Origin of the sequence: Cytobacillus sp. OWB-43 (assembly GCF_034651445.1) — a bacterium.
Taxonomy (GTDB): Bacteria; Bacillota; Bacilli; order Bacillales; family Cytobacillaceae; genus Cytobacillus; species Cytobacillus kochii.
On record NZ_JAYEFF010000001.1, the window covers coordinates 161,188 to 184,233 of the forward strand.

Annotated in this window: 23 protein-coding genes; 15 read left to right on the forward strand and 8 right to left on the reverse strand. The window is 36.3% G+C overall.

The annotated features are described in order from the left end of the window. Positions 1-259: 259 nt before the first annotated feature. Positions 260-1,993, forward strand: coding sequence for a putative bifunctional diguanylate cyclase/phosphodiesterase (locus tag U9M49_RS00870; protein WP_322909153.1), 1,734 nt, complete (start codon positions 260-262; stop codon positions 1,991-1,993). A gap of 79 nt (positions 1,994-2,072) precedes the next feature. Here the strand turns inward: U9M49_RS00870 and U9M49_RS00875 are convergent, their stop codons facing one another. After that, positions 2,073-2,642, reverse strand: a complete 570-nt coding sequence (locus U9M49_RS00875; RefSeq protein WP_095369844.1) for a DUF2777 domain-containing protein — start codon at positions 2,640-2,642, stop codon at positions 2,073-2,075. A gap of 211 nt (positions 2,643-2,853) precedes the next feature. Between U9M49_RS00875 and asnB the strand changes: the two genes are divergently transcribed. Together asnB and U9M49_RS00885 are read left to right on the forward strand one after the other, a co-directional pair. Beyond that, positions 2,854-4,701: an asparagine synthase (glutamine-hydrolyzing) gene (asnB, locus tag U9M49_RS00880; protein WP_322909154.1), complete on the forward strand. Its 1,848-nt coding sequence runs from the start codon at positions 2,854-2,856 to the stop codon at positions 4,699-4,701. A 218-nt stretch (positions 4,702-4,919) separates the two neighbouring features. Next, positions 4,920-6,446: an alpha-amylase family glycosyl hydrolase gene (locus tag U9M49_RS00885; RefSeq protein ID WP_322909155.1), complete on the forward strand. Its 1,527-nt coding sequence runs from the start codon at positions 4,920-4,922 to the stop codon at positions 6,444-6,446. A 161-nt stretch (positions 6,447-6,607) separates the two neighbouring features. Here U9M49_RS00885 and U9M49_RS00890 read toward each other — a convergent pair whose 3' ends face one another. Both U9M49_RS00890 and U9M49_RS00895 read right to left on the reverse strand, forming a co-directional pair. Then, entirely contained in the window at positions 6,608-7,474 is an 867-nt protein-coding gene (locus U9M49_RS00890) for an SDR family oxidoreductase (protein WP_281202608.1), read from the reverse strand. Between the two features lie 121 nt (positions 7,475-7,595). Next, positions 7,596-8,087: a YajQ family cyclic di-GMP-binding protein gene (locus tag U9M49_RS00895; RefSeq protein WP_322909156.1), complete on the reverse strand. Its 492-nt coding sequence runs from the start codon at positions 8,085-8,087 to the stop codon at positions 7,596-7,598. 90 nt (positions 8,088-8,177) lie between these two features. Between U9M49_RS00895 and U9M49_RS00900 the strand changes: the two genes are divergently transcribed. Then, on the forward strand, positions 8,178-9,050 hold the full coding sequence (locus tag U9M49_RS00900; protein WP_322909157.1) for a S1 RNA-binding domain-containing protein: 873 nt from the start codon (positions 8,178-8,180) through the stop codon (positions 9,048-9,050). A 139-nt stretch (positions 9,051-9,189) separates the two neighbouring features. On the opposite strand, the gene U9M49_RS00905 is transcribed toward U9M49_RS00900, so the two are convergent. The 3 genes from U9M49_RS00905 to U9M49_RS00915 form a co-directional block, all read right to left on the reverse strand. Next, positions 9,190-9,897: a hypothetical protein gene (locus U9M49_RS00905; RefSeq protein WP_322909158.1), complete on the reverse strand. Its 708-nt coding sequence runs from the start codon at positions 9,895-9,897 to the stop codon at positions 9,190-9,192. 228 nt (positions 9,898-10,125) lie between these two features. Beyond that, on the reverse strand, positions 10,126-10,257 hold the full coding sequence (locus U9M49_RS00910; RefSeq protein WP_095369838.1) for a DUF3941 domain-containing protein: 132 nt from the start codon (positions 10,255-10,257) through the stop codon (positions 10,126-10,128). 76 nt (positions 10,258-10,333) lie between these two features. Next, positions 10,334-11,194, reverse strand: a complete 861-nt coding sequence (locus U9M49_RS00915; RefSeq protein ID WP_307317926.1) for a DegV family protein — start codon at positions 11,192-11,194, stop codon at positions 10,334-10,336. A 127-nt stretch (positions 11,195-11,321) separates the two neighbouring features. Here U9M49_RS00915 and U9M49_RS00920 point away from each other — a divergent pair, with 127 nt between their 5' ends. Both U9M49_RS00920 and U9M49_RS00925 read left to right on the forward strand, forming a co-directional pair. Then, a complete protein-coding gene (locus U9M49_RS00920) occupies positions 11,322-12,152 on the forward strand; it encodes a YitT family protein (protein WP_095369836.1) in 831 nt (276 codons plus the stop codon). A gap of 15 nt (positions 12,153-12,167) precedes the next feature. Then, positions 12,168-12,893 (forward strand): BsuPI-related putative proteinase inhibitor, encoded by a 726-nt coding sequence (locus tag U9M49_RS00925; protein ID WP_322909159.1) that lies wholly within the window; start codon positions 12,168-12,170, stop codon positions 12,891-12,893. 51 nt (positions 12,894-12,944) lie between these two features. On the opposite strand, the gene U9M49_RS00930 is transcribed toward U9M49_RS00925, so the two are convergent. Together U9M49_RS00930 and U9M49_RS00935 are read right to left on the reverse strand one after the other, a co-directional pair. Beyond that, a complete protein-coding gene (locus U9M49_RS00930; RefSeq protein ID WP_191814850.1) occupies positions 12,945-13,097 on the reverse strand; it encodes a hypothetical protein in 153 nt (50 codons plus the stop codon). 98 nt (positions 13,098-13,195) lie between these two features. Next, complete coding sequence (locus tag U9M49_RS00935; RefSeq protein ID WP_095369834.1) at positions 13,196-14,014, reverse strand: Cof-type HAD-IIB family hydrolase; 819 nt, start codon at positions 14,012-14,014, stop codon at positions 13,196-13,198. 228 nt (positions 14,015-14,242) lie between these two features. Here U9M49_RS00935 and U9M49_RS00940 point away from each other — a divergent pair, with 228 nt between their 5' ends. The 9 genes from U9M49_RS00940 to U9M49_RS00980 all read left to right on the forward strand — a co-directional run bounded on the left by U9M49_RS00940 (position 14,243) and on the right by U9M49_RS00980 (position 23,022). Next, entirely contained in the window at positions 14,243-15,010 is a 768-nt protein-coding gene (locus U9M49_RS00940) for a prolyl oligopeptidase family serine peptidase (protein ID WP_322909160.1), read from the forward strand. Between the two features lie 91 nt (positions 15,011-15,101). Beyond that, positions 15,102-15,413, forward strand: coding sequence for a metal-sulfur cluster assembly factor (locus U9M49_RS00945; protein ID WP_095369832.1), 312 nt, complete (start codon positions 15,102-15,104; stop codon positions 15,411-15,413). Between the two features lie 246 nt (positions 15,414-15,659). Then, the gene (moaA, locus tag U9M49_RS00950; RefSeq protein ID WP_322909161.1) at positions 15,660-16,676 is read left to right on the forward strand and encodes a GTP 3',8-cyclase MoaA; all 1,017 of its coding nucleotides are present in this window, start codon (positions 15,660-15,662) and stop codon (positions 16,674-16,676) included. A 24-nt stretch (positions 16,677-16,700) separates the two neighbouring features. Further along, complete coding sequence (glp, locus tag U9M49_RS00955; RefSeq protein WP_322909162.1) at positions 16,701-17,966, forward strand: gephyrin-like molybdotransferase Glp; 1,266 nt, start codon at positions 16,701-16,703, stop codon at positions 17,964-17,966. Then, a complete protein-coding gene (mobB, locus tag U9M49_RS00960) occupies positions 17,960-18,421 on the forward strand; it encodes a molybdopterin-guanine dinucleotide biosynthesis protein B (RefSeq protein WP_095369829.1) in 462 nt (153 codons plus the stop codon). Before glp ends, mobB begins: the two co-directional genes overlap by 7 nt. 382 nt (positions 18,422-18,803) lie before the next feature. Then, entirely contained in the window at positions 18,804-19,835 is a 1,032-nt protein-coding gene (gene argC / locus U9M49_RS00965) for an N-acetyl-gamma-glutamyl-phosphate reductase (protein WP_322909163.1), read from the forward strand. Between the two features lie 16 nt (positions 19,836-19,851). Beyond that, on the forward strand, positions 19,852-21,081 hold the full coding sequence (argJ, locus tag U9M49_RS00970; protein ID WP_322909164.1) for a bifunctional ornithine acetyltransferase/N-acetylglutamate synthase: 1,230 nt from the start codon (positions 19,852-19,854) through the stop codon (positions 21,079-21,081). A 13-nt stretch (positions 21,082-21,094) separates the two neighbouring features. Continuing rightward, positions 21,095-21,871: an acetylglutamate kinase gene (gene argB, locus U9M49_RS00975; RefSeq protein ID WP_095369826.1), complete on the forward strand. Its 777-nt coding sequence runs from the start codon at positions 21,095-21,097 to the stop codon at positions 21,869-21,871. After that, a complete protein-coding gene (locus tag U9M49_RS00980; RefSeq protein WP_322909165.1) occupies positions 21,871-23,022 on the forward strand; it encodes an acetylornithine transaminase in 1,152 nt (383 codons plus the stop codon). Before argB ends, U9M49_RS00980 begins: the two co-directional genes overlap by 1 nt. The last annotated feature ends 24 nt before the right edge of the window (positions 23,023-23,046 follow it).

Genomic DNA, 23,046 nt, shown 5'->3' on the forward strand with positions numbered 1-23,046 from the left:
TATTCAATTAAATGAGAATAAACCGATAAAAGAATTGTGAGTGTTAGAGGAAAGACCTTTTTATTATCGTCAAAGATAAAGTCCTTATAATTTAAATCGAGGTTGGATTATAAAGTATCAAACGTTGACGAATGAAAGGTGGACATACACTCGCAGGAGGATACGAAATGGCAGCTATACTATCAGGAATTGACAAAATGGACAAATGCAGCTTGAAAATCAGGTGCCATCGTTTATTTCAGTAACAAAGGAGGAGCCGATGATGGTCGATTCGTTTATTCAATTACCTGTCAATGATCGTAAACGAACAAAACAATTAATGATAGAGTGCCAAAATTTAAAGCAGTGCTATCATGTTTTGTTCCAAAATAACACAGAATCTATCTTTACTATTGATGCTGAGGATCGTTTTACAAGTGTCAATTCAGCTTTAGAGGAAAATTCGGGCTATACAGCAAAGGAACTAATTGGTCTGCCATTTACTCGTTTATTTGATCATCGCCAACTTCCGATTATCAAAGCTTTTTTTGACCGTGCAAGAATGGGGGAAACACAGCAGTTCCAAACAGATATCATTGGGAAACTTGGTAAGAAAGACTTTTATGATATTAAACTCATCCCAGTTATTCGAGATGAAAAGGTAAGTTGTATATATGGAATTGCTAAAAATGTTACAGAACTAAAGAAGATCGAAAATAAATTAACCGAATTATCGTACTATGATCATTTAACTGGACTCCCAAATAAACATAGATTTACTGAACAATTAATCTCGTCAATGAAAAGGGCGAAAAAAAATCAGCAATCTTTTGCTTTACTATCTATTGATATCGATCGTTTTAAAATGATTAACGAAAGTGTTGGATATTTAATAGGCGATCAGATCATTCAGCAACTGGCTTATCGTGTCAATCAGACCTTACCAACCGATAGCTTTTTAGGGAGCTTTGGTGGGGACCGCTTCTTATGCTTATTACCTGAGAATTTACAGACAGAAGAAATAATGAGGCTCACACAGACTTTACTTGAGACCATCGACCGTCCCATTATTATTCAACAGCAAGAGATTCATGTCACAGCAAGTTTCGGCATTAGTTTATATCCAAATGATGGGATAGATTCCGAGCAACTGATGAAAAATGCTGATATCGCGATGCATCTTTCCAAACAGAAAGGTGGTAATCAATTAACCTTTTTTTCTGAAGAAATGAATGAAGAAGTGTTAAAACGATTCGAGATGGAAGGTTATTTAAGAAAAGCATTAAAAAATAAACAGTTCACACTTCATTACCAGCCCCTCGTTTGTTTAGAAAGTGGAGAGCTTTTTGGTAGTGAAGCTTTGATTAGATGGTACCATCCTAAAATTGGAAATATCTCTCCGGCACAATTTATACCTTTAGCAGAGGAAACAGGACTCATTAACGATATTGGTCGATGGGTATTAAATGAGGCATGTAAGCAGAATAAATTATGGCATGATCAAGGTTTTACACATTTACAAATATCGGTTAATGTAGCTGCATGTCAATTTCAACAAAAGCATTTTTTAAAGGTTGTTAAAGATGCCCTGCAACAATCGGGCCTTCCACCAAAGTATTTAATTTTAGAATTAACAGAAAGTACGATGCTGAAAAATAAAAAACATAGTATTGCAGTTATGAAAGAGTTGCAAAGAATGGGCATTCAAGTATCGATTGATGATTTTGGTACAGGATATTCCTCATTAAGTTATTTGAAGGATTTGCCAATTGATACATTGAAGATTGATCGTTCTTTTATACATAATTTACGTATGAATACATCTGATGCTGCGATTGTGAAAGCAATCATTACGATGGGGAAAGGGTTGCAGTTAAAAGTGTTAGCAGAGGGTGTAGAAACAGAAGAGCAAATGAAAGTGCTGAAGAAACTGGATTGCCACTTTGCTCAAGGGTATTTTTTTCAAAAGCCATTAGTAAACCAAGAATTTGAAAAAGGGTTGCAGCAGCAATGATCATAACATTGGAAATGAGACTGTAGACGAGCTTGTAGTGAGTGTCTACAGTCTTTTTTTCTTTTTTTTTATGCTCATTTTATCCGGAAGAAGAGATTTTTTCAATGACCATTCTTTTTCCACTATTTAAAGTAAATTCGAAACGGTCTGTCTCTTTTTCATAATAAAAGAAATGATGCTGTACGCTACAAATATGCTCTTGATTATCAAAAATCATAAAATTAACACCGCTTTTTCTTGTTTCATCACCGAAAAATGTCAACTGATTATAGCAGTAAATACAATCAAAAATGGAGAAATCAATGCTGTTTAAACTAGTGATGAATTGTACAAAGGCATCGTCATTTACTTCTTCTAATAATGATTCTAATGAGAAAACGAGATGCTTTTTAATTCTTATCTGATCTTGATCTTTTAAATGGAGCAGATCACTGCCGCAATGGATTTGGCCATTGAGTGATAATACACCTTTTCGCCACCGTTTCAGTCTAAATACCTCAATTTCTTGTTGGCGATACTCTTCTAATGAAGATGCTTCATCCGTTTCCTGGTCAAAAAATACCCACTGATTATTAATAAATTCAACATTCCCCTCCATATAGGCTCTTGATTGTTGTTCTATTAAATTGAGTCGTTGTTGTCTGTTCATCATAAACCTCCAGGTAAAAGTCTTTCACTCTATTTTTTGGCAATTTCCTAATGTTTTATAACCTTTATCTAGGACAATTAACCATTTATTTTAGCTCGCATAGAATAAATCCATGCATGATGTTCCGGGCAATTCCACTCGTTTGACATCATTAATTATCCGCTTAAATATTTGCTGCATCTATGATGCTCGTAGAAAGGGTGAAGAAGCCATGTGTGGAATCACGGGCTGGGTTGACTTCAATACAAATATGCAAAATGAACGTCCGACACTAGAAAAAATGACGAATACTTTATCTAAAAGGGGTCCTGATGATACGAATATTTTTGCTTCTGGGCCAGCCGGGTTTGGTCATAAGCGATTAGTCGTTGTTGATCCAGTTGGCGGAAAGCAACCAATGACTATTGATAAGGATCAAAATCGCTATACAATTTGTTACAATGGCGAACTTTATAATACAGAAGATTTAAGAAAAGATCTCCTTATAAAAGGATATTCGTTTAAGGGTCATTCTGATACAGAGGTGCTACTAACTTCTTACATTGAATGGGGAAAAAATTGCCTTCAATATTTAAATGGGATATTCGCCTTTGCGATTTGGGATGAAAACGGTCAAGAACTTTTTATTGGTAGAGATCGATTAGGGGTTAAGCCGCTTTTTTATAGAGAGACAGTAAAGGGGTTACTGTTCGGTTCAGAAATAAAGGCGATTTTAGCACATCCAGAAGTAAAAACAGAAGTAGATAGAGAGGGATTAGCAGAAGTATTCGGTCTTGGACCTTCAAGATCCCCAGGATCAGGTGTTTTTCGCGGGGTGAAAGAGCTACGACCAGCTCATGCATTAACACTATCACAACAAGGGTTAAAGATTTGGCGTTATTGGAATGTGGAAAGCAAAAAACATGAAGACTCTTTAGATGAGACAGCTGAAAAAGTACGTAATCTTGTTACAGATGCAGTAACAAGACAACTCGTATCGGATGTTCCTTTATGTACGCTCTTATCTGGTGGATTGGATTCAAGTGCGATCACAGCCATTGCAGCCACAGCATATCAAAAAGAGGGAAAACCACCATTAAAAACCTATAGTATTGATTACGAAGGCAATGATCAATTCTTTAAGGCAAACGATTTTCAACCAAATGCGGATGGTTTTTATATTAAGAAAATGTCAGACACTTTCCATACCATTCACCAGAATTGCATTATTTCACAGGAGGAGCTTGCCGCTCATTTAGTTGAAGCAGTTCATGTAAGAGATTTACCAGGTATGGCAGATATCGATTCTTCTCTACTTTGGTTCTGTCGTGAAATTAAAAAAGAGCATGTGGTTAGTTTGTCGGGAGAATGTGCGGATGAGATTTTTGGAGGCTATCCATGGTTTCATCGTTCGGATGATCTCAGTCGAACTGGATACCCTTGGATGCGATCAATCGATGAAAGACAGCGCCTCCTGAAAGAAGATTGGAGAAAGAAATTAAACTTAAAAGATTACAGTATGGATAAATTTAATCAAGCGATTGCTGAAACCCCACTTTTAGAAGGAGAAACACCGGAAGAAGCAAGAAGACGGCAATTATTCTATATAAACATGCTTAGCTTTATGACAACGTTATTAGATCGTAAAGATAGAATGAGTATGGGAGCTAGTTTAGAAGTTCGTGTTCCTTTCGCGGATCATCGCCTAGTAGAATATGTATGGAATATTCCATGGGATATGAAAATGCATGGTAATCGAGAAAAAGGAATACTAAGGAAGGCGTTGGAAGGGGTATTACCAAACGAGGTATTATATCGTAAAAAAAGTCCTTATCCGAAAACACATAACCCTGCTTATATTAGCATTGTGACAAAAATGTTGAACGACGTATTAGAAGAATCATCCTCCGTTCTTTTTGAATTATTCGATGAAAAGAATCTACGAGAAATCGTAGCAACTGAAGGCTCTGCTTTTCAAGTTCCATGGTTTGGACAATTAATGACTGGACCGCAGCTTCTCGCTCACTTAGCACAAATCCATTATTGGTTTAAAGATTATAATATTAATATTGTTGATTAAAAAAAGAGGTGTTCCCTTTTTAATTATTATGGGAGCACCTCTTTTTTTCTACGATAAAAATAGAAATCTCACTCCAATTAATTAGTACGATATAAAAGAAATGTTACGATTTTAAATATTTTGTTCACTTCTGTTTGACGAAGTAACAACAAACCGCTAATCTATAATGGTTAACGTTTTTGTAAAATAGAGACAAACTATCATTAAGGAGGAGAAAGATGAAAAAGGTCATCACCCTCATCTTAATTCCGCTATTACTAGTGTCATTAGTGCCAAGTGTATTAGCAGAAGAAAAACGAAGCTTACAGGATGAACTTATTTATTATGTTATGATTGATCGTTTTAGCAATGTAGATAGTAAGAATGATTACCATGTGGATGTGAAGGACCTTGAAGCGTTCCATGGTGGTGATTTTGTTGGTATTATTGAAAGACTTGATCATATTGAAGATTTAGGTATGACGACGATTACCTTGAACCCGATATTTGCAAACGCCGATAAAGGTTATCATGGATATTGGGTGGAAGACTTCTATGAAACAGAAGAACATTTCGGAACGTTGGAAGAATTTAAACGACTAGTGGAAGAAGCACACAAAAGAGATATCAATGTCATGATTGATTTCCCACTAAATTATGTTGCAGCTACACACCCATGGGTAAACGACCCTACTAAATCAGATTGGTTGAAGGAATCTGAGGAGATCTCAACACCAGATATGTTCACGAAAGATTGGTTAGCTGGGTTGCCGCAAATCAATTATGAGAATGAAGAAGCAGCACAATATATCATCGAAGCGGCTAAATGGTGGATAACAGAAACAGGTGTAGATGGTTATCGTTTAGAAGGCATCCAGTTAACAGATAAAGATTTTCTTCAAAGCTTTGTAGACAGTGTAAAAGAAACTGATAATGAGTTTTTTGTTTTAGGTGAAGTATGGTCCACAGACCCACAAGAAATTGCTAAATATGAAATGACCGGTATAGATAGCTTAACAGACTATGCTTCAACATCTAATATAAGGGAAGCATTTGTAAAACCGGATGTGTCAATGACTGATACTATTGGTGACATCGAAAATAACATTGATACATATGAAGAACCAAATATGGTTACAAGACTAATTGATAGTAAAGATATGATTCGTTTTACAAATCAGCCAGTCGCATTAAATGAACATCCAGGACCAAGGTGGAGAACAGCGGTAACGTATTTGTTTACAACCCCTGGGATTCCAATGTTATATTATGGTAGTGAAATTGCGTTAATTGGGAATGAAACCCCCGATAACCGCAGACAAATGGATTTTCGTACGGATCCTGAGTTAATTGAGTACATCGGACAGCTAACAAAAGCAAGAGAAAAATTACCTTCTATTGCAAAAGGAGATTTTACTCTTTTACATGAAAGTGAAGGTTTTACGGTTTTTAAGAGACAATTTAAAGAAGAAACATCAATAGTAGCCATCAATAATACAAGTGGTACGAAAGATTTAGTATTAACAGGAGAAGAGATAGAGAATGATAAAGAGTTACGAGGGTTATTAGCTGGTGGGTTAGTAAGAAGCAATGATCAAAATGAATATCATCTCGTACTAGACCGAGAAGAAGCTGAAATTTATGTTCTTACCGAAAAGCAAGGGTTTAACTTTGTTTATGGAGCAACATTGTTATCAGTGTTACTTGCCCTCTTTGCCTTTTTATTCTTGGCTAGAAGAAGAGGTAGAAATCGCACAGGAGAATAGAGAACAAAAGATGCCGAAACAGTCTCGGCATCTTTTTTTGATAGTAAATGTAATTTGATTGGTTAGGTGCATTTCAAGGTTATATTACACTACATAATAGTGGGGCAGAGAGAAAAAGATATGTAGCATTCTTTTTTAGTCTTGTCCCCCTCTTACTTTCCCTATCCATTAACAATTTTCCCGCCGTTAATATGCAACATTTGTCCACTCATATAACTAGAATCGTCGCTTGCTAAGAAAACATAAGCCGGAGCGAGTTCAAAGGGCTGTCCCGCTCTTTTCATTGGAACATTTTTTCCAAATGATGCAACTTCTTCAGCAGAGAAAGTGGACGGAATCAATGGTGTCCATATAGGACCAGGGGCAACACCATTCACTCTAATCTCTTTGGACGCTAACTGCAAGGAAAGTGACCTAGTAAAAGAGACAATGGCCCCTTTAGTTGAGGAATAGTCAACTAATAGTTCATTACCTGCATAAGCGGTGACCGAAGCGGTATTAATGATCGAGCTGCCAGCTCCTAGATGTGGTAGTGTGGCTTTTGTTAAATAAAACATAGCATAAATATTTGTTTGGAAAGTTTTTTCAAGTTGTTGACCACTAATGTCCTCGATATTTTTTTGTGGATGCTGTTCACCAGCGTTATTAACAAGAATATCTATTTTCCCAAATTTATTTAACGCTTGCTTTACGACTTCCTGACAAAAAGGTTCTGATGAAAGGTCTCCGCTAATTAAAAGGCATGTCTTCCCAGCTTGTTCGACTAATGTTTTGGTTTCTTTTGCATCTTCATGCTCATTTAAATAAGGAACAATAACGTCTGCACCTTCCTTAGCGAAGTAAATAGCTGTAGATTTACCTATACCGCTATCTCCGCCAGTAATAATAGCTACTTTACCTTCTAGTTTTCCAGCAGGTTTATAATCTTCATTCACATAGATCGGCTTAGGAATCATTTCCTCTTCCGTTCCTGGTTGATGATTTTGATGTTGTGCCATAAAGCTTTTTGGCAATTGTTTATTATCCATCCTAATCCCTCCTTGCTGTTGTTTTCCCTTTTTATTATGTTGAAAACCTTACATTGTTATGAGGACAAACTTAAGTACAAAAAAGAGGCAGTGGAATCACTGCCTCTGTGCTGGTATGTAATTATCGATAATTAGAAAATTGAACATCGATTGTTAAATCAGCTTCTCTTACTAGTGAGATGATTTGTTGAAGATCATCTCTATTTTTCCCTGTGACGCGGATTTGATCATCTTGCATTTGACTCTTAACTTTAACACCACTATTTTTAATTAATGTATTGATTTTCTTCGCGTTATCTTTGTCAATCCCTTGAACTAAGCTTGCTCTTTGTCTAACTGTGCCACTTGAAGCAGGCTCAATTTTGCCATAATCTAAATTCTTAATCGGGATCCCTCGTTTAATCATCTTACTAATTAGCACATCTTTCAGTTGCTCTAGTTTGTATTCGTCATCAGAAATAAGGACGAGCTCTTCTTTTTCTAAAGTAACCTTACTTTTGCTTCCTTTATAATCATAGCGTGTCTGTATTTCTTTCATTGCAATTTGAATTGCGTTAGTGACTTCAGCAAAATCTACTTTTGATACGATATCAAATGAACTTTCTTTAGCCATAAAATAATTGTCCTCCTCATGAAAAGAGTTTCACTTTATGTTCTTATTATAGTAGAATATAGCAATGCGAACAACTTTAGGAGGATTTAAATGGCTTTAATAGATGAGATCGGCAAAATTACAGAGTTATTAGTTTCCAGAGAAGCGGCTTTTGGTTATTTCTTAACAGATGGAGAAGAGGACGTTCTGCTTCATAAGAATGAGGTCAAAGAAGAAATTACAGAAGGACAAAAAATTTCTGTCTTTATTTATGTAGATTCTGAAGGTAGAAAAACAGCAACAATGACATTACCTGAGATTACCGTTGGAGTATATGGCTGGGCGAAAGTAGTAGATGTTAATCCTGAGCTCGGGGTATTTATAGATATTGGTATTAGTAAAGATATGTTACTGGGAAAAGAGGATTTACCTGTACACGAACGAGTATGGCCTACTGTTGATGATACGGTATATGTTACATTAAGGGTTAATCGAAACGGTAGAATATATGTGAAGCTTGCGACAGATCAAGTGATAGCTAGTATTTCACATAAGGCTGGAAGGGAAGAACTTAATAAAGATATCCACGGATTTATTTATCGTACAGCCAAAGTTGGAAGCTGGATTTACACAGCAGATGGCCTAAAAGGCTTCATCCATGAAACGGAAAGACGTCAAGAGCCAAGACTTGGGGAAAAAGTGAACGGTAGAATCATTGATGTCAAACAAGATGGTTCGATTAATGTCTCCCTCAGTCCAAGAAAACAAGAAGCGTTACTTGATGATAGTGAAATCATTCTTAATTACTTGCAATCACGTAATGGAGCTATGCCATACAGTGACAAAAGCGCACCAGAGGATATAAAGGATAGATTTCAACTAAGCAAAGCTTCTTTTAAACGTGCACTTGGTCGATTGATGAAGGATGGTAAGGTGTATCAAAAAGAAGGTTGGACTTATATAAAAGAGAATGAGTCAAAATAAATGAAAGCGGGAAGGTGTGAGAGCCATCCCGCTTTTTTTGTATGATTTCATAATAATCTTATGAAATCGGGCAAAGACTGAAGTTGTATTAGTTGATAGTAAAGGTAGAACTAAGATTTGGTCTTGGTAGAAGTCGTTGCTAAAAAAGAGCGAGAAGGAAATATATGCGATGTAAAAGAGAGAAACAAAGAAATGAGTAAATAGAAAAATCGAGAACTAATAGTTTGAGGGAAGAAAGAATGAGTAGGGCAAATGAAGAAATCGCGACTAAAAGTTGAAGGAAGAAAGAAATAAGTAGGGGAAATAGAGAAATCGCGACTAAAAGTTGAAGGAAGAAAGAGATGAGTCGGGCAAATGGAGAAATCGCGACTAAAAGTTGAAGGAAGAAAGAGATGAGTAGGGGAAATAGAGAAATCACGACTAAAGGTTGAAGGAAGAAAGAAATAAGTCGGGCAAATAGAGAAAATGCGACTAATAGTTGAGGGGAGAAAGAAATGAGTCGGGCAAATGGAGAAATCGCGACTAATAGTTGAGGGGAGAAAGAAATGAGTCGGGCAAATGAAGAAATCGCGACTAATAGTTGAAGGAAGAAAGAAATAAGTAGGGCAAAAAGGGAAATCGCGACTAATAGTTGAGGGGAGAAAGAAATGAGTAGGGGAAATGGAGAAATCGCGACTAAAAGTTGAAGGAAGAAAAAAATGAGTCGGGCAAATGAAGAAATCGCGACTAAAAGTTGAAGGTAGAAAGAAATGAGTCGGGCAAATGAAGAAATCGCGACTAAAAGTTGAAGGAAGAAAAAAATGAGTAGGGCAACGTGAGAAATCGCGACTAATAGTTGAAGAAACAAAGAAATGAGTAGCGTAAAAAGGAAAACCGCGACTAAAAAAGACGCCCATCGCTGTACCCAAGAAAATAGTATATCCTAACAACATGGTTAAGGATATGCACAAAAAATAATCTTTGAAAAATGTCCATTGAGCCCAATCTCAAGACAAAGTTTTGTAAACTGTATAAGTCCTAAAATACTTGAGGTATCTTAGGACTTCACTTTTATCATTTGAAAACTTTTTTTCAATCAAAGATGGTCTGTTTTCTTTGAAAAGCTTTTTCGACCTTCTTGCTTATTTTTTGTTTCTTCCATGTTTTTTTCATGGTTGAATGCGTTGTTATCTTTTGCTTTTTTGTCATTATCAGTTGTATGAGACATAAAATAAACTCCCTTCCATTCTTCATCTGTACACATTTAGTGTTTGAAAGAATGGAAAGAAGTATGTATAAGTGCGTTAACCTTTAAGTTTATTTAAAAAGAAAATTGCAATTGTGCCGGCACCAGCATGGGATCCGACTGCTGAACCAATTGGAGAAATATAAAAGTGTTCAACACCAAATTCTTTTTGAATCATCTCTTTCACTTCTAGGGCAGTGGCTTCATCATCACCATGACTAATAGCCACCATTTGTCTATCCAAGGCAACGCCTCTTTCCCTCATGATATCAATGATCCGTTTAAAGAGCTTTTTACGACCGCGATGTTTTTCAATTGGTACAAGTTTTCCATCTTCAACATTCAATAGTGGTTTAATATTGAGTAGCCCACCTAAAAAGGCAGATGCTTTAGAAACTCTACCGCCCTTTGCTAAATACTCTAAGTCATTAACCGTAAATAAATGTTCCATATGTTCGCAATTGAATGTTGCATTGCTAACAATTTCATCTTTGGTAAGTTGCTCTTTTGCATCTTTTGCAGCATTCAGTACAACTAATCCATAACCTAAGGAAGCACATTTACTATCTATGATGGTTAAGTTAAAGTCTGGGTAGGTTTCTTTTACTTGATCTAACACCATAACTGCAGTGGAATATGTTCCAGAAAGTGCGGAAGAAAAGGCTATATAGATACCATCTTCCTTGTTTTTCGCCATATTCGTAAAGATCTCTTCAAATAAAAGGGGAGAAGCTTGGGAGGTCTTAGGTACCTTACCTTCTCTTATGGCTTCATAAATATTCTTGGAATCGATCGTCAACAGGTCATCGTATTCCTTTCCATTTAAATGAACCTTCAATGGAATAAGTGTGACATCGTTTTCTTCAAAAAAACTTAACGGTAAGTCACATGCGCTGTCAGCGAGAATTTTAACTGACATTATTTCACCTGCTTTCAACTTATAGATGATACTAGTTTATAGAAACTTAGGAAAAAAAACAATGGAATGCATTGAAAAACCTAAACTTGGGTAAAGAAAAGATAGAGAGATGATTAAGGAGGTCAATATGAATTGGATTGAAACAAGAAAAATCATCATTATTGTTGTGGGGGCTATATTAAATGCGATAGCGATGAACTTTTTCCTCATACCCGCAAATGTATATGCGAGCGGCTTTACTGGAGTAGCTCAACTTCTTTCGAGTATATTAAATGGTGCAGTTTCTACTGGCATACTTTTATTTATTTTAAATGTACCAATAGCTATCTTTGCATGGAAACGTGTGGGTAAACTTTTTACCTTATATAGCCTTTTAAGTGTTGTGATTACAACTGTTTCTATGGAGATTATCCCTGTCATCAGTGTATCAAAAGATATTTTGTTAAATGCTGTGTTTGGGGGAGTCATTGCAGCCGTCGGTGTCGGTATCACATTGAAATGGGGCGCTTCAACAGGCGGTATGGATATTATAGCTATGTATCTCTCGAAGGCTAAGGATCGACCAGTTGGTACATACTTTTTTTCATTAAATGCTGTTATTATTATTACAGCTGGCTTCCTTTTTGGATGGGAAAAAGCACTTTATACATTAGTGACATTATATGCATCCACACGGGTTATTGATGCAATTCATACAAGACATGAAAAGCTTACAGCGATGATTATTACTAATAAGCAAGATGAAATGAAGAAGGCCATTCATAATAAATTGGTTAGAGGAATTACAATGATTCCTGCAAGAGGAGCATTTTCCAATGAACATCGGGAAATGCTAATGATTGTAGTATCAAGATATGAATTATTTGACTTACAAAGAACCATTCAAGAAGTAGATCCTAACGCATTCACTAATATTGTAAATACTGCCGATGTCTATGGTGTTTTTAGAAGAGATTAATGAAAGGGGGCAGTTATGCTACATTTACTGCTTAGTGCCATACTTGCGACGAATTTTCTTCCACAGCAGTCTGAAATGGAAGCAAACAACCATATGGATATTCAATTTGAAGTTCAAGCGGTTTCGGAAGAAAAATTGGTCCTTACTTTTACTGTTCATAATCAAACAAATGAATTGGTCGAATTGCAATTTAATTCTTCCCAAAAGTATGATTATGAGGTGGTGGATGAACATGGAAAAGTAATATATAGGTATTCGGATGGAAAAGCCTTTTTACAAATGATTCAAACAGAGAACCTTTCTGCGGGAGAAAAAAAGGAATGGAAGTCTACTTGGGATTATCAAACCGCAAATGAAAATACCTTAAACCCAGGCAGTTATAAGGTTGAGGCGAAATTTTTAGGACAGGTAATAAAGCCAGAAGGAATGGAAATAAACCAAACTTCACAAACCACATTTATGTATGGTAAAGATCAACTCTTTAACAATATTACAGTTGAGGGCAAAGATGGTATCTATCATATTAAGGGGCATTATAAGGGGCAGTTGCCGGTTATGTATTCTGTAGAAGATGGCCATTTTTTGCTTATAAAAGAACAGCCTGTTCAAGTGAATAAAGATGGTGATTTTAATATTGCTGTGAAAGTGAAGGAAAAAGATTTACCAAAAAACGGTTCTTTAATCGCTTACCTTTCTGAAAAGGGAAGTAAAGGAACTCCGATTATACTGCAAAGTTTTTAAGATGGAAAAAGAGCTAACTCGAGAAAAGTTAGCTCTTTTTCCTTCGAAATTTTATATTCCACCGAGGGAAGAGTCATTTACATTCTTTAACTTTTCAGCTTCTGCCTCCGAGTATGTTGAATGGTAGGGTATACGTGCATCATGCTGAGTGACACTATCGGCACCTTGCTTAATAAAGCGCTTCGATTTATTACGTTTGCCCATTTAAATCTCCCCTTAATGAAGAATATTGAAGTAGCTAATTGCTACGACATCCTTTATTTTGTACCATTTTTACTTTTTTTAAAAAGGGTAGATTTTGGTTAGTGTGTTTTTAAATTCAAATAATCATTTAAGAAGATACCAATCCCATCTTCTTCATTTGTTAAGGTCACTTCATTAGCCGCTGTTTTAACAGCGTCAATACCATTACCCATAGCCACACCAATACCAGCAAAATCAAGCATTTCTAAATCATTATCTTCATCACCGAAAGCAATCACTCGCTCTTTAGGAATATTTAAATAATCACAAGCTTGTTGAATGCCAATTGCCTTGTTTAAACCAGCCTTAACGATTTCGATAATATGGAAAGGTTCGCCCCAGCTACGTTGATGAATAACTTCAGCATGCACATCATTCAAATGGCGCTGAATTTGTGTTATTTGCTCTTGATCTGTATGAATGAGCATACTTGTTGGGGAAGCAGGCAGGAAGTTTCTTAAATCCCCTGTAGTGACTTTAGGGTTACCGAGATTAAACATATTCATCAGTTTTTCATCATGATAATGATAATATACATCATCAAGCACTTCCGCAATAATATTATTGAACTTAAAATCTTGACTAGCATCAATAATGTCTCTTGTCACTTTCATATCAAGAGGCGTATGGCGTATTCCCCATTTTGGATTTGTTGGATGATGAATAAAGGCACCGTTGAAATTAACGATAGGTGTGGTCATTTGCATTTCCTTATAATACATTTCACTTGAACGATAAGGCCTTCCTGTAGCAATCATCACCTCATGTCCGGCTTCACGGGCTTTAAATAGGACTTCTTTTGTTTTTTGTGAGATGGTTTTATTATCTTTTAATAAAGTGCCATCTAAATCAAGAACGATTAAATGTTTTTGTGTCATAATATCTCCTTCAGTTTTTTATAGGAAAAAATCATTCATCTAATAAGCATTAAAGTATGGTAAGGCGCAAATAAATGTTAAACTTGAAAGGCAGTTAATATTTTCAAGTAGTACTTATAATCTAAGTTTACACTATATTACCAATGTATACGGTCATTTGTAAAAGAAATAACCTCTTTTATAAGATGTTTACATTTTCTTATAGTTTTTAACATAGGAGGAGACATAGTGGTTATTATTGATCATCAAGAATTAAAAGGTATTCCCGCTTTGCATATCGTGAAAGATGAGTTTAAATCTGAATCGTTGCCCCTCATTTTCTTCATTCATGGTTTTACTAGTGCGAAAGAGCATAACCTACATTATGCCTACCTTCTTGCTGAAAAAGGATTTCGTGTTATATTACCAGAAGTGAATGAACATGGTGAAAGAGGTCATGGATTGCCAGAGCCTGAATTGCAATTGAAATTTTGGGATATGATTATTCAAACAATTAAAGAATTACCTGAGATAAAAGAAGAGTTAGTAGCTAAAGGGTTAGTTGATGAGAATCGTATTGGTGTGGCAGGTACTTCGATGGGCGGAATTATTACACTCGGTGCCTTAACACAATATAAATGGTTGAAGGTGGCAGTTAGTTTAATGGGCATGCCATATTATGAGAAGTTTGCTGGTATGCAAATTGAAACAATGCGGAAAAAAGTAAAGGATTTCCCATTATCAGACACTCAAGTAGAGGCTGTTCTAGATGAAATTACAAAGTATGATTTAAGTAAACAAGAGGAAGTTTTATCAGGGCGTCCGTTGCTATTTTGGCACGGTAAAAAAGATACGACTGTTCCATTTGCGCCAACTTATGACTTTTTTCAAACGATACAACCTTTATACAAGGGACATCCAGACAGGTTGAATTTCATTGTTGATGAAAATGCAGGACATAAGGTAAGCAGAGAAGGATTATTAGCAACAGTTGAATGGTTTCAACGATATTTATAAGAAAAAGTGATAGTTAAAACAGCTATTCCTTTTTCATTGATGACTTTTTTGTTATGATAGCTATAACATATGATATGAGGAGTTGTGTTCGATGGACAAAGATTTAAAAGAAAGCATTATGGGCGCACTTGAACTTGTTGTTGACCCTGAATTAGGAGTAGATATCGTTAATTTAGGACTCGTCTATGATGTTACTATGGATGATGAAGGAAATACGGAAGTTGAAATGACTTTAACTTCCATGGGTTGTCCTTTAGCTGGCACAATTGTTGATCAAGTGAAAACAGCGCTTGCTGATATCCCTGAAGTAAAAAGCACGGAAGTCAATATTGTATGGAGTCCGCCATGGACAAAAGATAAAATGTCTAGATATGCAAAGATTGCATTAGGCGTTCGTGATTAATTAAGGTGTAAGAAAAAACAGCAAAGCATTGCTTGCTGTTTTTTTGTATGAAAAAATATAGAAATAAAATAGCGCTCCTTTGCCTTAGGTACAGGGATAAAGCTTAAAGTAGAGAAGCGAACGATATTTAGTACTCTAATTGGCATATGCCAATAGAAGATTTCATGTTATATTGGAATAAAATCATTTTACATTTTATTTATAGAAAAAGTTATCGACGTGATCGATAAGACGGAGTTGATTTACATGAAACAAACTCATATTAAGGATTCACTCAATCGGCCATTACGAGATTTACGTATATCAGTAATTGACCGTTGCAATTTTAGATGCCAATATTGTATGCCAGCAGAAATTTTCGGACCAGATTTTGTTTTTCTACCTAAGAATGAATTGTTATCTTACGAAGAAATTGAAAGATTAGCACGGATTTTTGTTGGTTTAGGTGTAGAAAAAATTAGGTTAACGGGTGGAGAACCCTTACTACGGAGAGAATTGCCTTTATTAGTGGAGAAACTATCTCAAATTGAAGGCTTAGAGGATATCGGCTTAACAACTAATGGCGTATTATTACCTAAATTTGCTACTCAATTAAAAGCCGCTGGGTTAAAACGGGTGAATATTAGCTTAGATAGTCTGAAAGATGAATTGTTCGGTGAAATTAATGGACGCAATGTTGGGATAGGTCCGGTGATAAAGGGAATACACGCAGCAAAAGAAGCGGGACTCGGTGTCAAAATTAATATGGTTGTGAAAAAAGGCTTAAATGATGAAGAAGTCCTACCAATGGCGAAGTTTTGTAAAGAAAATTCACTACAGTTAAGATATATTGAGTATATGGATGTTGGTGATACAAACGGTTGGAAAATGGATGATGTGGTGACAAAGAAAGAAATTTTCCAGCAATTAAATGAACATTATGATCTTGAGCCTGTTGATCCTGACTACTTTGGCGAAGTTGCTAAAAGGTATCGATACACTGGTACAGATATAGATGTAGGATTTATTACCTCAGTATCTGAATCTTTTTGTTCTAGTTGTACCCGCTCAAGATTATCTGCTAATGGGCAGTTATATACATGTTTATTTAATGGTGAAGGACATGATATTAAATCATTTATTCGGTCAAATGTCTCTGATGATGATATTGTCGGATATGTTACTGACATATGGAACCATCGGAATGATCGTTACTCTGATGTCAGAACAGACGAAACGAGAAAAAATCGCAAAAAACTTGAAATGTCTTATATTGGCGGATAAAGATTATTTAGGGGATGGAAAAAGATGCTAGAAAAGAGGAAGCCGATTCAGGTTGCTGAAGCAGTTGAAAAAGTAATGAGATATAAACAAAGCGGCGCCGTTGAATTTGTCTCAATTAAGGAAAGTCATGGTAGATATTTAGGAAAAGATTTAACGGCAACAAGTGATGTACCACATTTTAATCGCTCCCCATATGATGGCTTTGCAGTTAGGTCTATAGATACGAAAGAAGCTTCTTTACAAAATGAGGTCGTTTTTGAAGTAGTTGATCATATTGGAGCAGGCTACGTATCATCAAAGAAAATAGGACCAATGCAAGCAGTACGTATTATGACGGGGGCAAAAATCCCTGATTCATGTGATTGCGTCGTTATGCTTGAGGTAGCGAGATCGTTTGAAGATGGGGACCAATCGTATATGTCTATTAAGCGTAGCTTCAACGCTGGTGACAATGTTTCTTTTCAAGGGGAAGATGCAAAGAAAGGCGAGGTACTCGTTGAAAAGGGGACGAAAATCAATCCTGGTATCCAAGCCATTCTAGCGACATTTGGCTATGCTGAAGTACCTGTAGCTAAAGGTCCGGTTATTGGGTTATTTGCAACTGGAACGGAATTATTAGAAGTGGAAGAAGAACTAGAGGATGGAAAAATAAGAAATAGTAATAGTACGATGCTCATAGCGCAAATCGAGCGCGTTGGTGGTGATGTGAAATATTATGGTAAACTACCAGATGAATTTGATACATGTTACGAAGCAATTGCGACTGCAATTGATGATGTAGACATTCTTATCACAACAGGTGGTGTATCTGTAGGAGACTTTGATTATCTCCCTGCGATATACGAGAAGCTACAGGCGGAAGTTCTGTTTAATAAAGTCGCAATGAGACCTGGTAGTGTTACGACAGTAGCACAGATAAATGGAAAATTATTATTTGGCCTCTCTGGGAATCCTTCTGCTTGTTATGTTGGCTTCGAATTATTTGCAAGACCAATCATTCGTTATATGTTAGGTTGCCGCTCCCCTCATTTAAGAAAAGAAACAGCAATCTTACAGCAGGATTTTCCAAAAGCAAATCCATTTACAAGATTCGTTAGAGCCGATGTGTATGTCACAAATGGATCATTGATGGTGCGACCTAGCGGTGTTGATAAATCAAATATTGTCATGAGTTTAGCAAGAGCAAATGCATTTATGGCATTGCCAGGTGGTACGAGAGGCTATGGTGTTGGAGATATTGTTGAAGTTTTCATGCTTGAAGATTTTGTGGGTAGCAATTGGCCGTGGTAACACCTAAAATTATGCAAGTGGTTGGTTATCAAAATAGTGGTAAGACGACATTCGTCACTCAACTTGTACAAGCACTAGCAGAAAAAGACTTGAATGTTGCAACGATTAAACATCATGGCCACGGTGAACCTGATGTAGTATCAAATAAAGATAGTAGTAGACATATCGTATCAGGAGCAACTGCCACCATTGTCGAAGGTGAAGGCATGCTATTAATGCAAGCAAAAAAGCTTAATTGGACACTTGAAGAGCAGATTCAAGTACTAACTTATATGAATCCAGATGTTATTATTATTGAAGGACATAAAAAAGCAAACTATCCTAAAGTACTATTACTGAGGGATGAAAACGATCAAAACCTTATTGAGCAACTGTCAAACATCAAATATATAGTGACAAAAGATGATAGCAATGAAGTGGTTATAAAGGAAATAGTGAATAAACTTATACGGTAGTTAATTACATGATATTAGTACATAAGATACTCCCCTAAAGGTAGACAGGTTTTAAATAAACCTGCTTTACTGCTAGGGGAGTATTTTATTATGCATTCAATTGTATAGAAAAATGGGGATGAACGAAAGAAGGTTAAGGTTAAAAAGAACAGTAAAAAGATTTTTTTAATAAATTAATCATTTTTGGTTTAATTGGCTTATCTTCGGGTAGGGGTTTAAATAAAAGTCCGAAAAATTTGTTAAATCTAAATTTTTATTTAATTTGTTAAAAAAACTTACAAAAACCTGTTGCATTTCTTTTCAGAAATTTCTATAATAGTAGTTAAATATTTAATAAATATGAATAAAAATTTATAAATATACAAAATTAAAGGGTGACATGATGAAAGCTTCAATTATTGGTACTACAGGATATGGTGGGGCAGAACTATTGAGAATATTAAAAAACCACCCCGAATTTGAAATCTCTTCTATACATTCCACTAGAGATAATTTAGCCATTTCTGATGAATATCCACATTTAATCGGAATCATGAACAATCAATTACAAAAGATAGAGCCAGAGAAAATTAGTGAAAGTGCAGATATTGTGTTTTTAGCAACCCCCTCTGGTGTATCGGGTGAATTAGCGGCACAATTTGTGAATAAAAATATTAAAATAGTAGATTTATCAGGAGATTTAAGATTACCAGCATCAGAATATAAACAATGGTATAAGAAAGACCCTACTTCTGATGAGGTGATTAATCAGGCGGTATATGGATTAACTGAGTGGAATCGAGACCAAGTGAAAACTTCTGACCTGATTTCGAACCCTGGTTGTTATCCGACTGCTACATTATTAGGTTTAGCTCCTGTAGTTATTGAGCAATTAATAGAAAAAGATCAAATTATCGTAGATGCAAAATCAGGCATCTCAGGTGCGGGGCGTTCTCTATCAAGGACGTCGAGTTTCGCCGAGGCGAATGAGAACTTCTCGGCATATAAAGTGAATCAACATCAACATACACCTGAAATTGAACAACAATTAAAGGTTTGGAATAAGGAAATGGAAGCAATTACCTTTACTACACAGTTACTACCAATCACCAGAGGTATAATGGCTACAAGTTATGTGAAACTGAAAGAAAATTACTCGACTAAACAGTTAGTGGAATTATACGAGCATACTTATCAGCAAAGTCCGTTTGTACGTGTTCGTCCAGTCGGTAATTATCCATCAGTAAAAGAGGTAGCCGGTTCTAATTATTGTGATATTGGTTTACATGTTGATGAGCGCACAGGCCGAATGACAATTATCTCTGTGATTGATAATTTAATGAAAGGGGCAGCTGGTCAGGCTGTGCAAAATGCAAATTTAATGTTTGGAATGGAAGAAACGACAGGGCTGGAAATGTCCCCGTTATACCCATAAGGAGGAACGACAAACAATGGAAGCAACTAAAAACAGCCTTATTACATATATACAAGATGGCTCTATTACAACACCAAAAGGTTTTAAGGCTGATGGTATTTATGCAGGGCTTAGTAAAGGGAAAAAGGATCTTGGAATGATTGTTAGTGAACAACCAGCGAGTAGTGCAGGTGTTTATACAACAAGTTCCTTTAAAGCAGCTCCTTTATTAGTAACCCAAGAAAGTATTGCCGCTAAAGGTAAGCTTCAAGCGATTGTCGTAAATAGTGCTTGTGCAAATGCTTGTACAGGAAAGCAAGGGCTTGAAGACGCTTATAAGATGAGAAAGCTGACAGCAGAGCAATTAAATTTGACTGAGCACTTAGTCGGAGTTGCATCTACTGGAGTCATTGGCGAATTTTTAGATATGGAAAAAATCGACCAAGGGATAAAATCCATCCAACCACAAGCAACAAAAGAACATGCTAATAGTTTTGCTACAGCAATTTTAACAACTGATTTAATTGATAAGCAGACTTGCTACTCAGCTGAAATAGCAGGTGGGACGATTCATATGGCAGGTGCAGCAAAAGGGTCAGGAATGATCCACCCTAATATGGCAACAATGCTTGGTTTTGTGACAACGGATGCGCAGGTAAGTCCCAGTGATCTACAGATGGCACTTAAAGAAATCACAAACGAGACATTTAACCAGATTACAGTAGATGGAGATACATCTACAAATGATATGGTCCTTGTTATGGCAAATGGGATGAGCGAAACGGAAATATTGAGTCCAGCTCATAAAGATTGGCCCATTTTCATAGCGTTGTTAAAACAAACATGTGAAGAGTTGGCAAAATCAATTGCTAGAGACGGCGAAGGTGCTACCAAACTTGTTGAAGTAATAGTCAAGGGTGCCATTACAAACGAAGAGGCACAAAAAGCGGCTAAACAAATTGTTGGTTCTAATTTAGTGAAGACAGCTATTCACGGAGCAGACGCTAATTGGGGACGAATAATTGGTGCGCTAGGGCAAAGTCAAGTACAGGTTGATCCGAATAATGTAGATATTTCTATAGGCCCCATTCAAATGTTAAAAGAGAGTACTCCCGTTTCCTTTTCTGAAGAAGAAGCGAAGGCATATTTACTTGGTGAAATGGTGGAAATTCACGTTGATCTACATATTGGCGAATGCTTAGCAAAAGCTTGGGGATGCGATTTATCGTATGATTACGTGAAAATAAATGCAAGTTATCGTTCCTAAGGAGGAATAGACAATGAAGCGTATTGTAATAAAATGTGGGGGAAGCGTGATGGATCAGCTATCACCTGCGTTCTTTGAAAGTTTACATCATTTACAGAAGAATGGTTACCAACTTATTTTTGTTCACGGTGGTGGTCCTGAAATAAACAAAATGCTGCAAATACACAAGGTAGAATCACAATTTATCAATGGTTTAAGAAAAACAACGCCAGAGACTATGAAGATTGTTGAAATGGTGTTATCAGGTGTAGCCAATAGGAAGTTAGCAACATTGCTTGATAGTAATGGTTTTAAAGCAGTTGGTTTGAATGGAAGTGATCACGGTTTCCTACAAGCTGATTTTATTAATGAAACAGAGCTTGGGTTAGTAGGAGAAATTACCAAAGTGAAAGCGGAGTTATTAGAAGTAATTCTTAATAAAGGCTATATACCTGTTGTAACACCTATTGCTACAACAGAAAGTGGCAAGAAGTTAAACATCAATGCAGATTTTGCTGCTGCATCTGTAGCAAAAGCAATTGAAGCGGAAATGTGTATATTCGTCACCGATGTTGAAGGTGTATTAATTGATAAACAACTCGTAGAGCATTTAGATACAGAAGAAATAAAACAGCATATTGACAGTGGTGAGATATCGGGCGGGATGATACCAAAGGTAAACTCTGCAGTGGCGGTGTTAGAACAAGGCCTTGCTAGTGTAATGATTGCTTCTGGGAAGCACAACTTTTTTAATGGAGAAGCTTGGATAGGGACAAAAATGACAAAAAAACAAGTAGAGGTGGTACAATAATGAATCATTTATTCCCCACATATGCTCGCTGGGAAGTAGAACCAGCAGATGCAAAAGGCACAAAACTAATAGATAAAAACGGGAAAGAATATTTAGATTTCACCTCCGGAATTGGTGTCACTAACTTAGGTCATCGTCCCGATTCAGTCCAAGCAGCGATCACAAAGCAATTAAATAAGTTTTGGCATGTATCCAATCTATTTACACAAGAACAACAAGCAGTGGCAGCAGAAAAGTTAGCTCATGCATCTGGTTTAGCTTATACATTCTTTGCAAATAGCGGAGCAGAGGCAAATGAAGGGGCAATTAAATTAGCCAAAAAAGCTACAGGTAAAGATAAAATCATAACTTTTAATAAATCTTTTCACGGTCGAACAATTGCTACGATGGGTGCAACAGGTCAGGATAAAGTAAAACAAGGGTTTGGGAGTATGCTGCCAACATTTTCGTATGCTACTTTTAATGATATCGAGTCGGTGAAATCATTAATAGATAATGAAACAGCGGCCGTGATGGTGGAAGTGGTTCAAGGTGAGGGTGGTATTCATCTTGCAGATTCAGCCTTTTTAGAAGAATTGCAACAATTATGTCATGAATACCAAGCATTGCTAATTATTGATGAAATTCAAACAGGCATTGGTAGAACAGGTAAACCATTTGCCTTTCAACATTATGACCTACAACCAGACATAATTACTTGTGCAAAAGGGCTTGGAAGTGGGCTACCAATCGGTGCTATCATAGGCAAAGAAAATTTAAAGGAATACTTTGGTCCAGGTAGTCATGGTTCCACATTTGGAGGAAATCCATTAAGTATTGCCTCAGCAATCGCTACAATGGAGATAGTCTTCAATGAGGATTTTTTGTCAGAAGTGAATGAAAAAGCAGAATATTTACTTGAACAGTTGAAGAAATCGCTATACAATATAGAAGAGGTAACTGCTATTCGTTCATTAGGATTAATGATTGGTATAGAGATGAATACAAATACAGCATCTTTATTGCAATTCTTAAGAAATGATGGCTTGCTTACGTTATCGGCGGGTGAAAATGTCTTGAGATTATTACCACCGTTAACAGCAACAGTAGAAGAGATCAATCAAGCAGTCGCTATACTAAAAAAGAATATAGTTCCAGTTCAGACAGCCTGAAATATGGCTGCATTTTTAAAACTA

Excerpts from the sequence above, each read along its gene's own strand:
- U9M49_RS00870 (WP_322909153.1), top strand. The coding sequence starts at position 260 with ATGATGGTCGATTCGTTTATTCAATTACCTGTCAATGATCGTAAACGA.
- U9M49_RS00875 (WP_095369844.1), bottom strand. The coding sequence starts at position 2,642 with ATGAACAGACAACAACGACTCAATTTAATAGAACAACAATCAAGAGCC.
- U9M49_RS00915 (WP_307317926.1), bottom strand. The coding sequence starts at position 11,194 with ATGTCAGTTAAAATTCTCGCTGACAGCGCATGTGACTTACCGTTAAGT.
- U9M49_RS00885 (WP_322909155.1), top strand. The coding sequence starts at position 4,920 with ATGAAAAAGGTCATCACCCTCATCTTAATTCCGCTATTACTAGTGTCA.
- U9M49_RS00920 (WP_095369836.1), top strand. The coding sequence starts at position 11,322 with ATGAATTGGATTGAAACAAGAAAAATCATCATTATTGTTGTGGGGGCT.
- U9M49_RS00945 (WP_095369832.1), top strand. The coding sequence starts at position 15,102 with ATGGACAAAGATTTAAAAGAAAGCATTATGGGCGCACTTGAACTTGTT.
- U9M49_RS00890 (WP_281202608.1), bottom strand. The coding sequence starts at position 7,474 with ATGGATAATAAACAATTGCCAAAAAGCTTTATGGCACAACATCAAAAT.
- moaA (WP_322909161.1), top strand. The coding sequence starts at position 15,660 with ATGAAACAAACTCATATTAAGGATTCACTCAATCGGCCATTACGAGAT.
- U9M49_RS00930 (WP_191814850.1), bottom strand. The coding sequence starts at position 13,097 with ATGGGCAAACGTAATAAATCGAAGCGCTTTATTAAGCAAGGTGCCGAT.
- argC (WP_322909163.1), top strand. The coding sequence starts at position 18,804 with ATGAAAGCTTCAATTATTGGTACTACAGGATATGGTGGGGCAGAACTA.
- U9M49_RS00935 (WP_095369834.1), bottom strand. The coding sequence starts at position 14,014 with ATGACACAAAAACATTTAATCGTTCTTGATTTAGATGGCACTTTATTA.
- glp (WP_322909162.1), top strand. The coding sequence starts at position 16,701 with ATGCTAGAAAAGAGGAAGCCGATTCAGGTTGCTGAAGCAGTTGAAAAA.
- U9M49_RS00910 (WP_095369838.1), bottom strand. The coding sequence starts at position 10,257 with ATGTCTCATACAACTGATAATGACAAAAAAGCAAAAGATAACAACGCA.
- argJ (WP_322909164.1), top strand. The coding sequence starts at position 19,852 with ATGGAAGCAACTAAAAACAGCCTTATTACATATATACAAGATGGCTCT.
- U9M49_RS00900 (WP_322909157.1), top strand. The coding sequence starts at position 8,178 with ATGGCTTTAATAGATGAGATCGGCAAAATTACAGAGTTATTAGTTTCC.
- U9M49_RS00895 (WP_322909156.1), bottom strand. The coding sequence starts at position 8,087 with ATGGCTAAAGAAAGTTCATTTGATATCGTATCAAAAGTAGATTTTGCT.
- U9M49_RS00925 (WP_322909159.1), top strand. The coding sequence starts at position 12,168 with ATGCTACATTTACTGCTTAGTGCCATACTTGCGACGAATTTTCTTCCA.
- asnB (WP_322909154.1), top strand. The coding sequence starts at position 2,854 with ATGTGTGGAATCACGGGCTGGGTTGACTTCAATACAAATATGCAAAAT.
- argB (WP_095369826.1), top strand. The coding sequence starts at position 21,095 with ATGAAGCGTATTGTAATAAAATGTGGGGGAAGCGTGATGGATCAGCTA.
- U9M49_RS00980 (WP_322909165.1), top strand. The coding sequence starts at position 21,871 with ATGAATCATTTATTCCCCACATATGCTCGCTGGGAAGTAGAACCAGCA.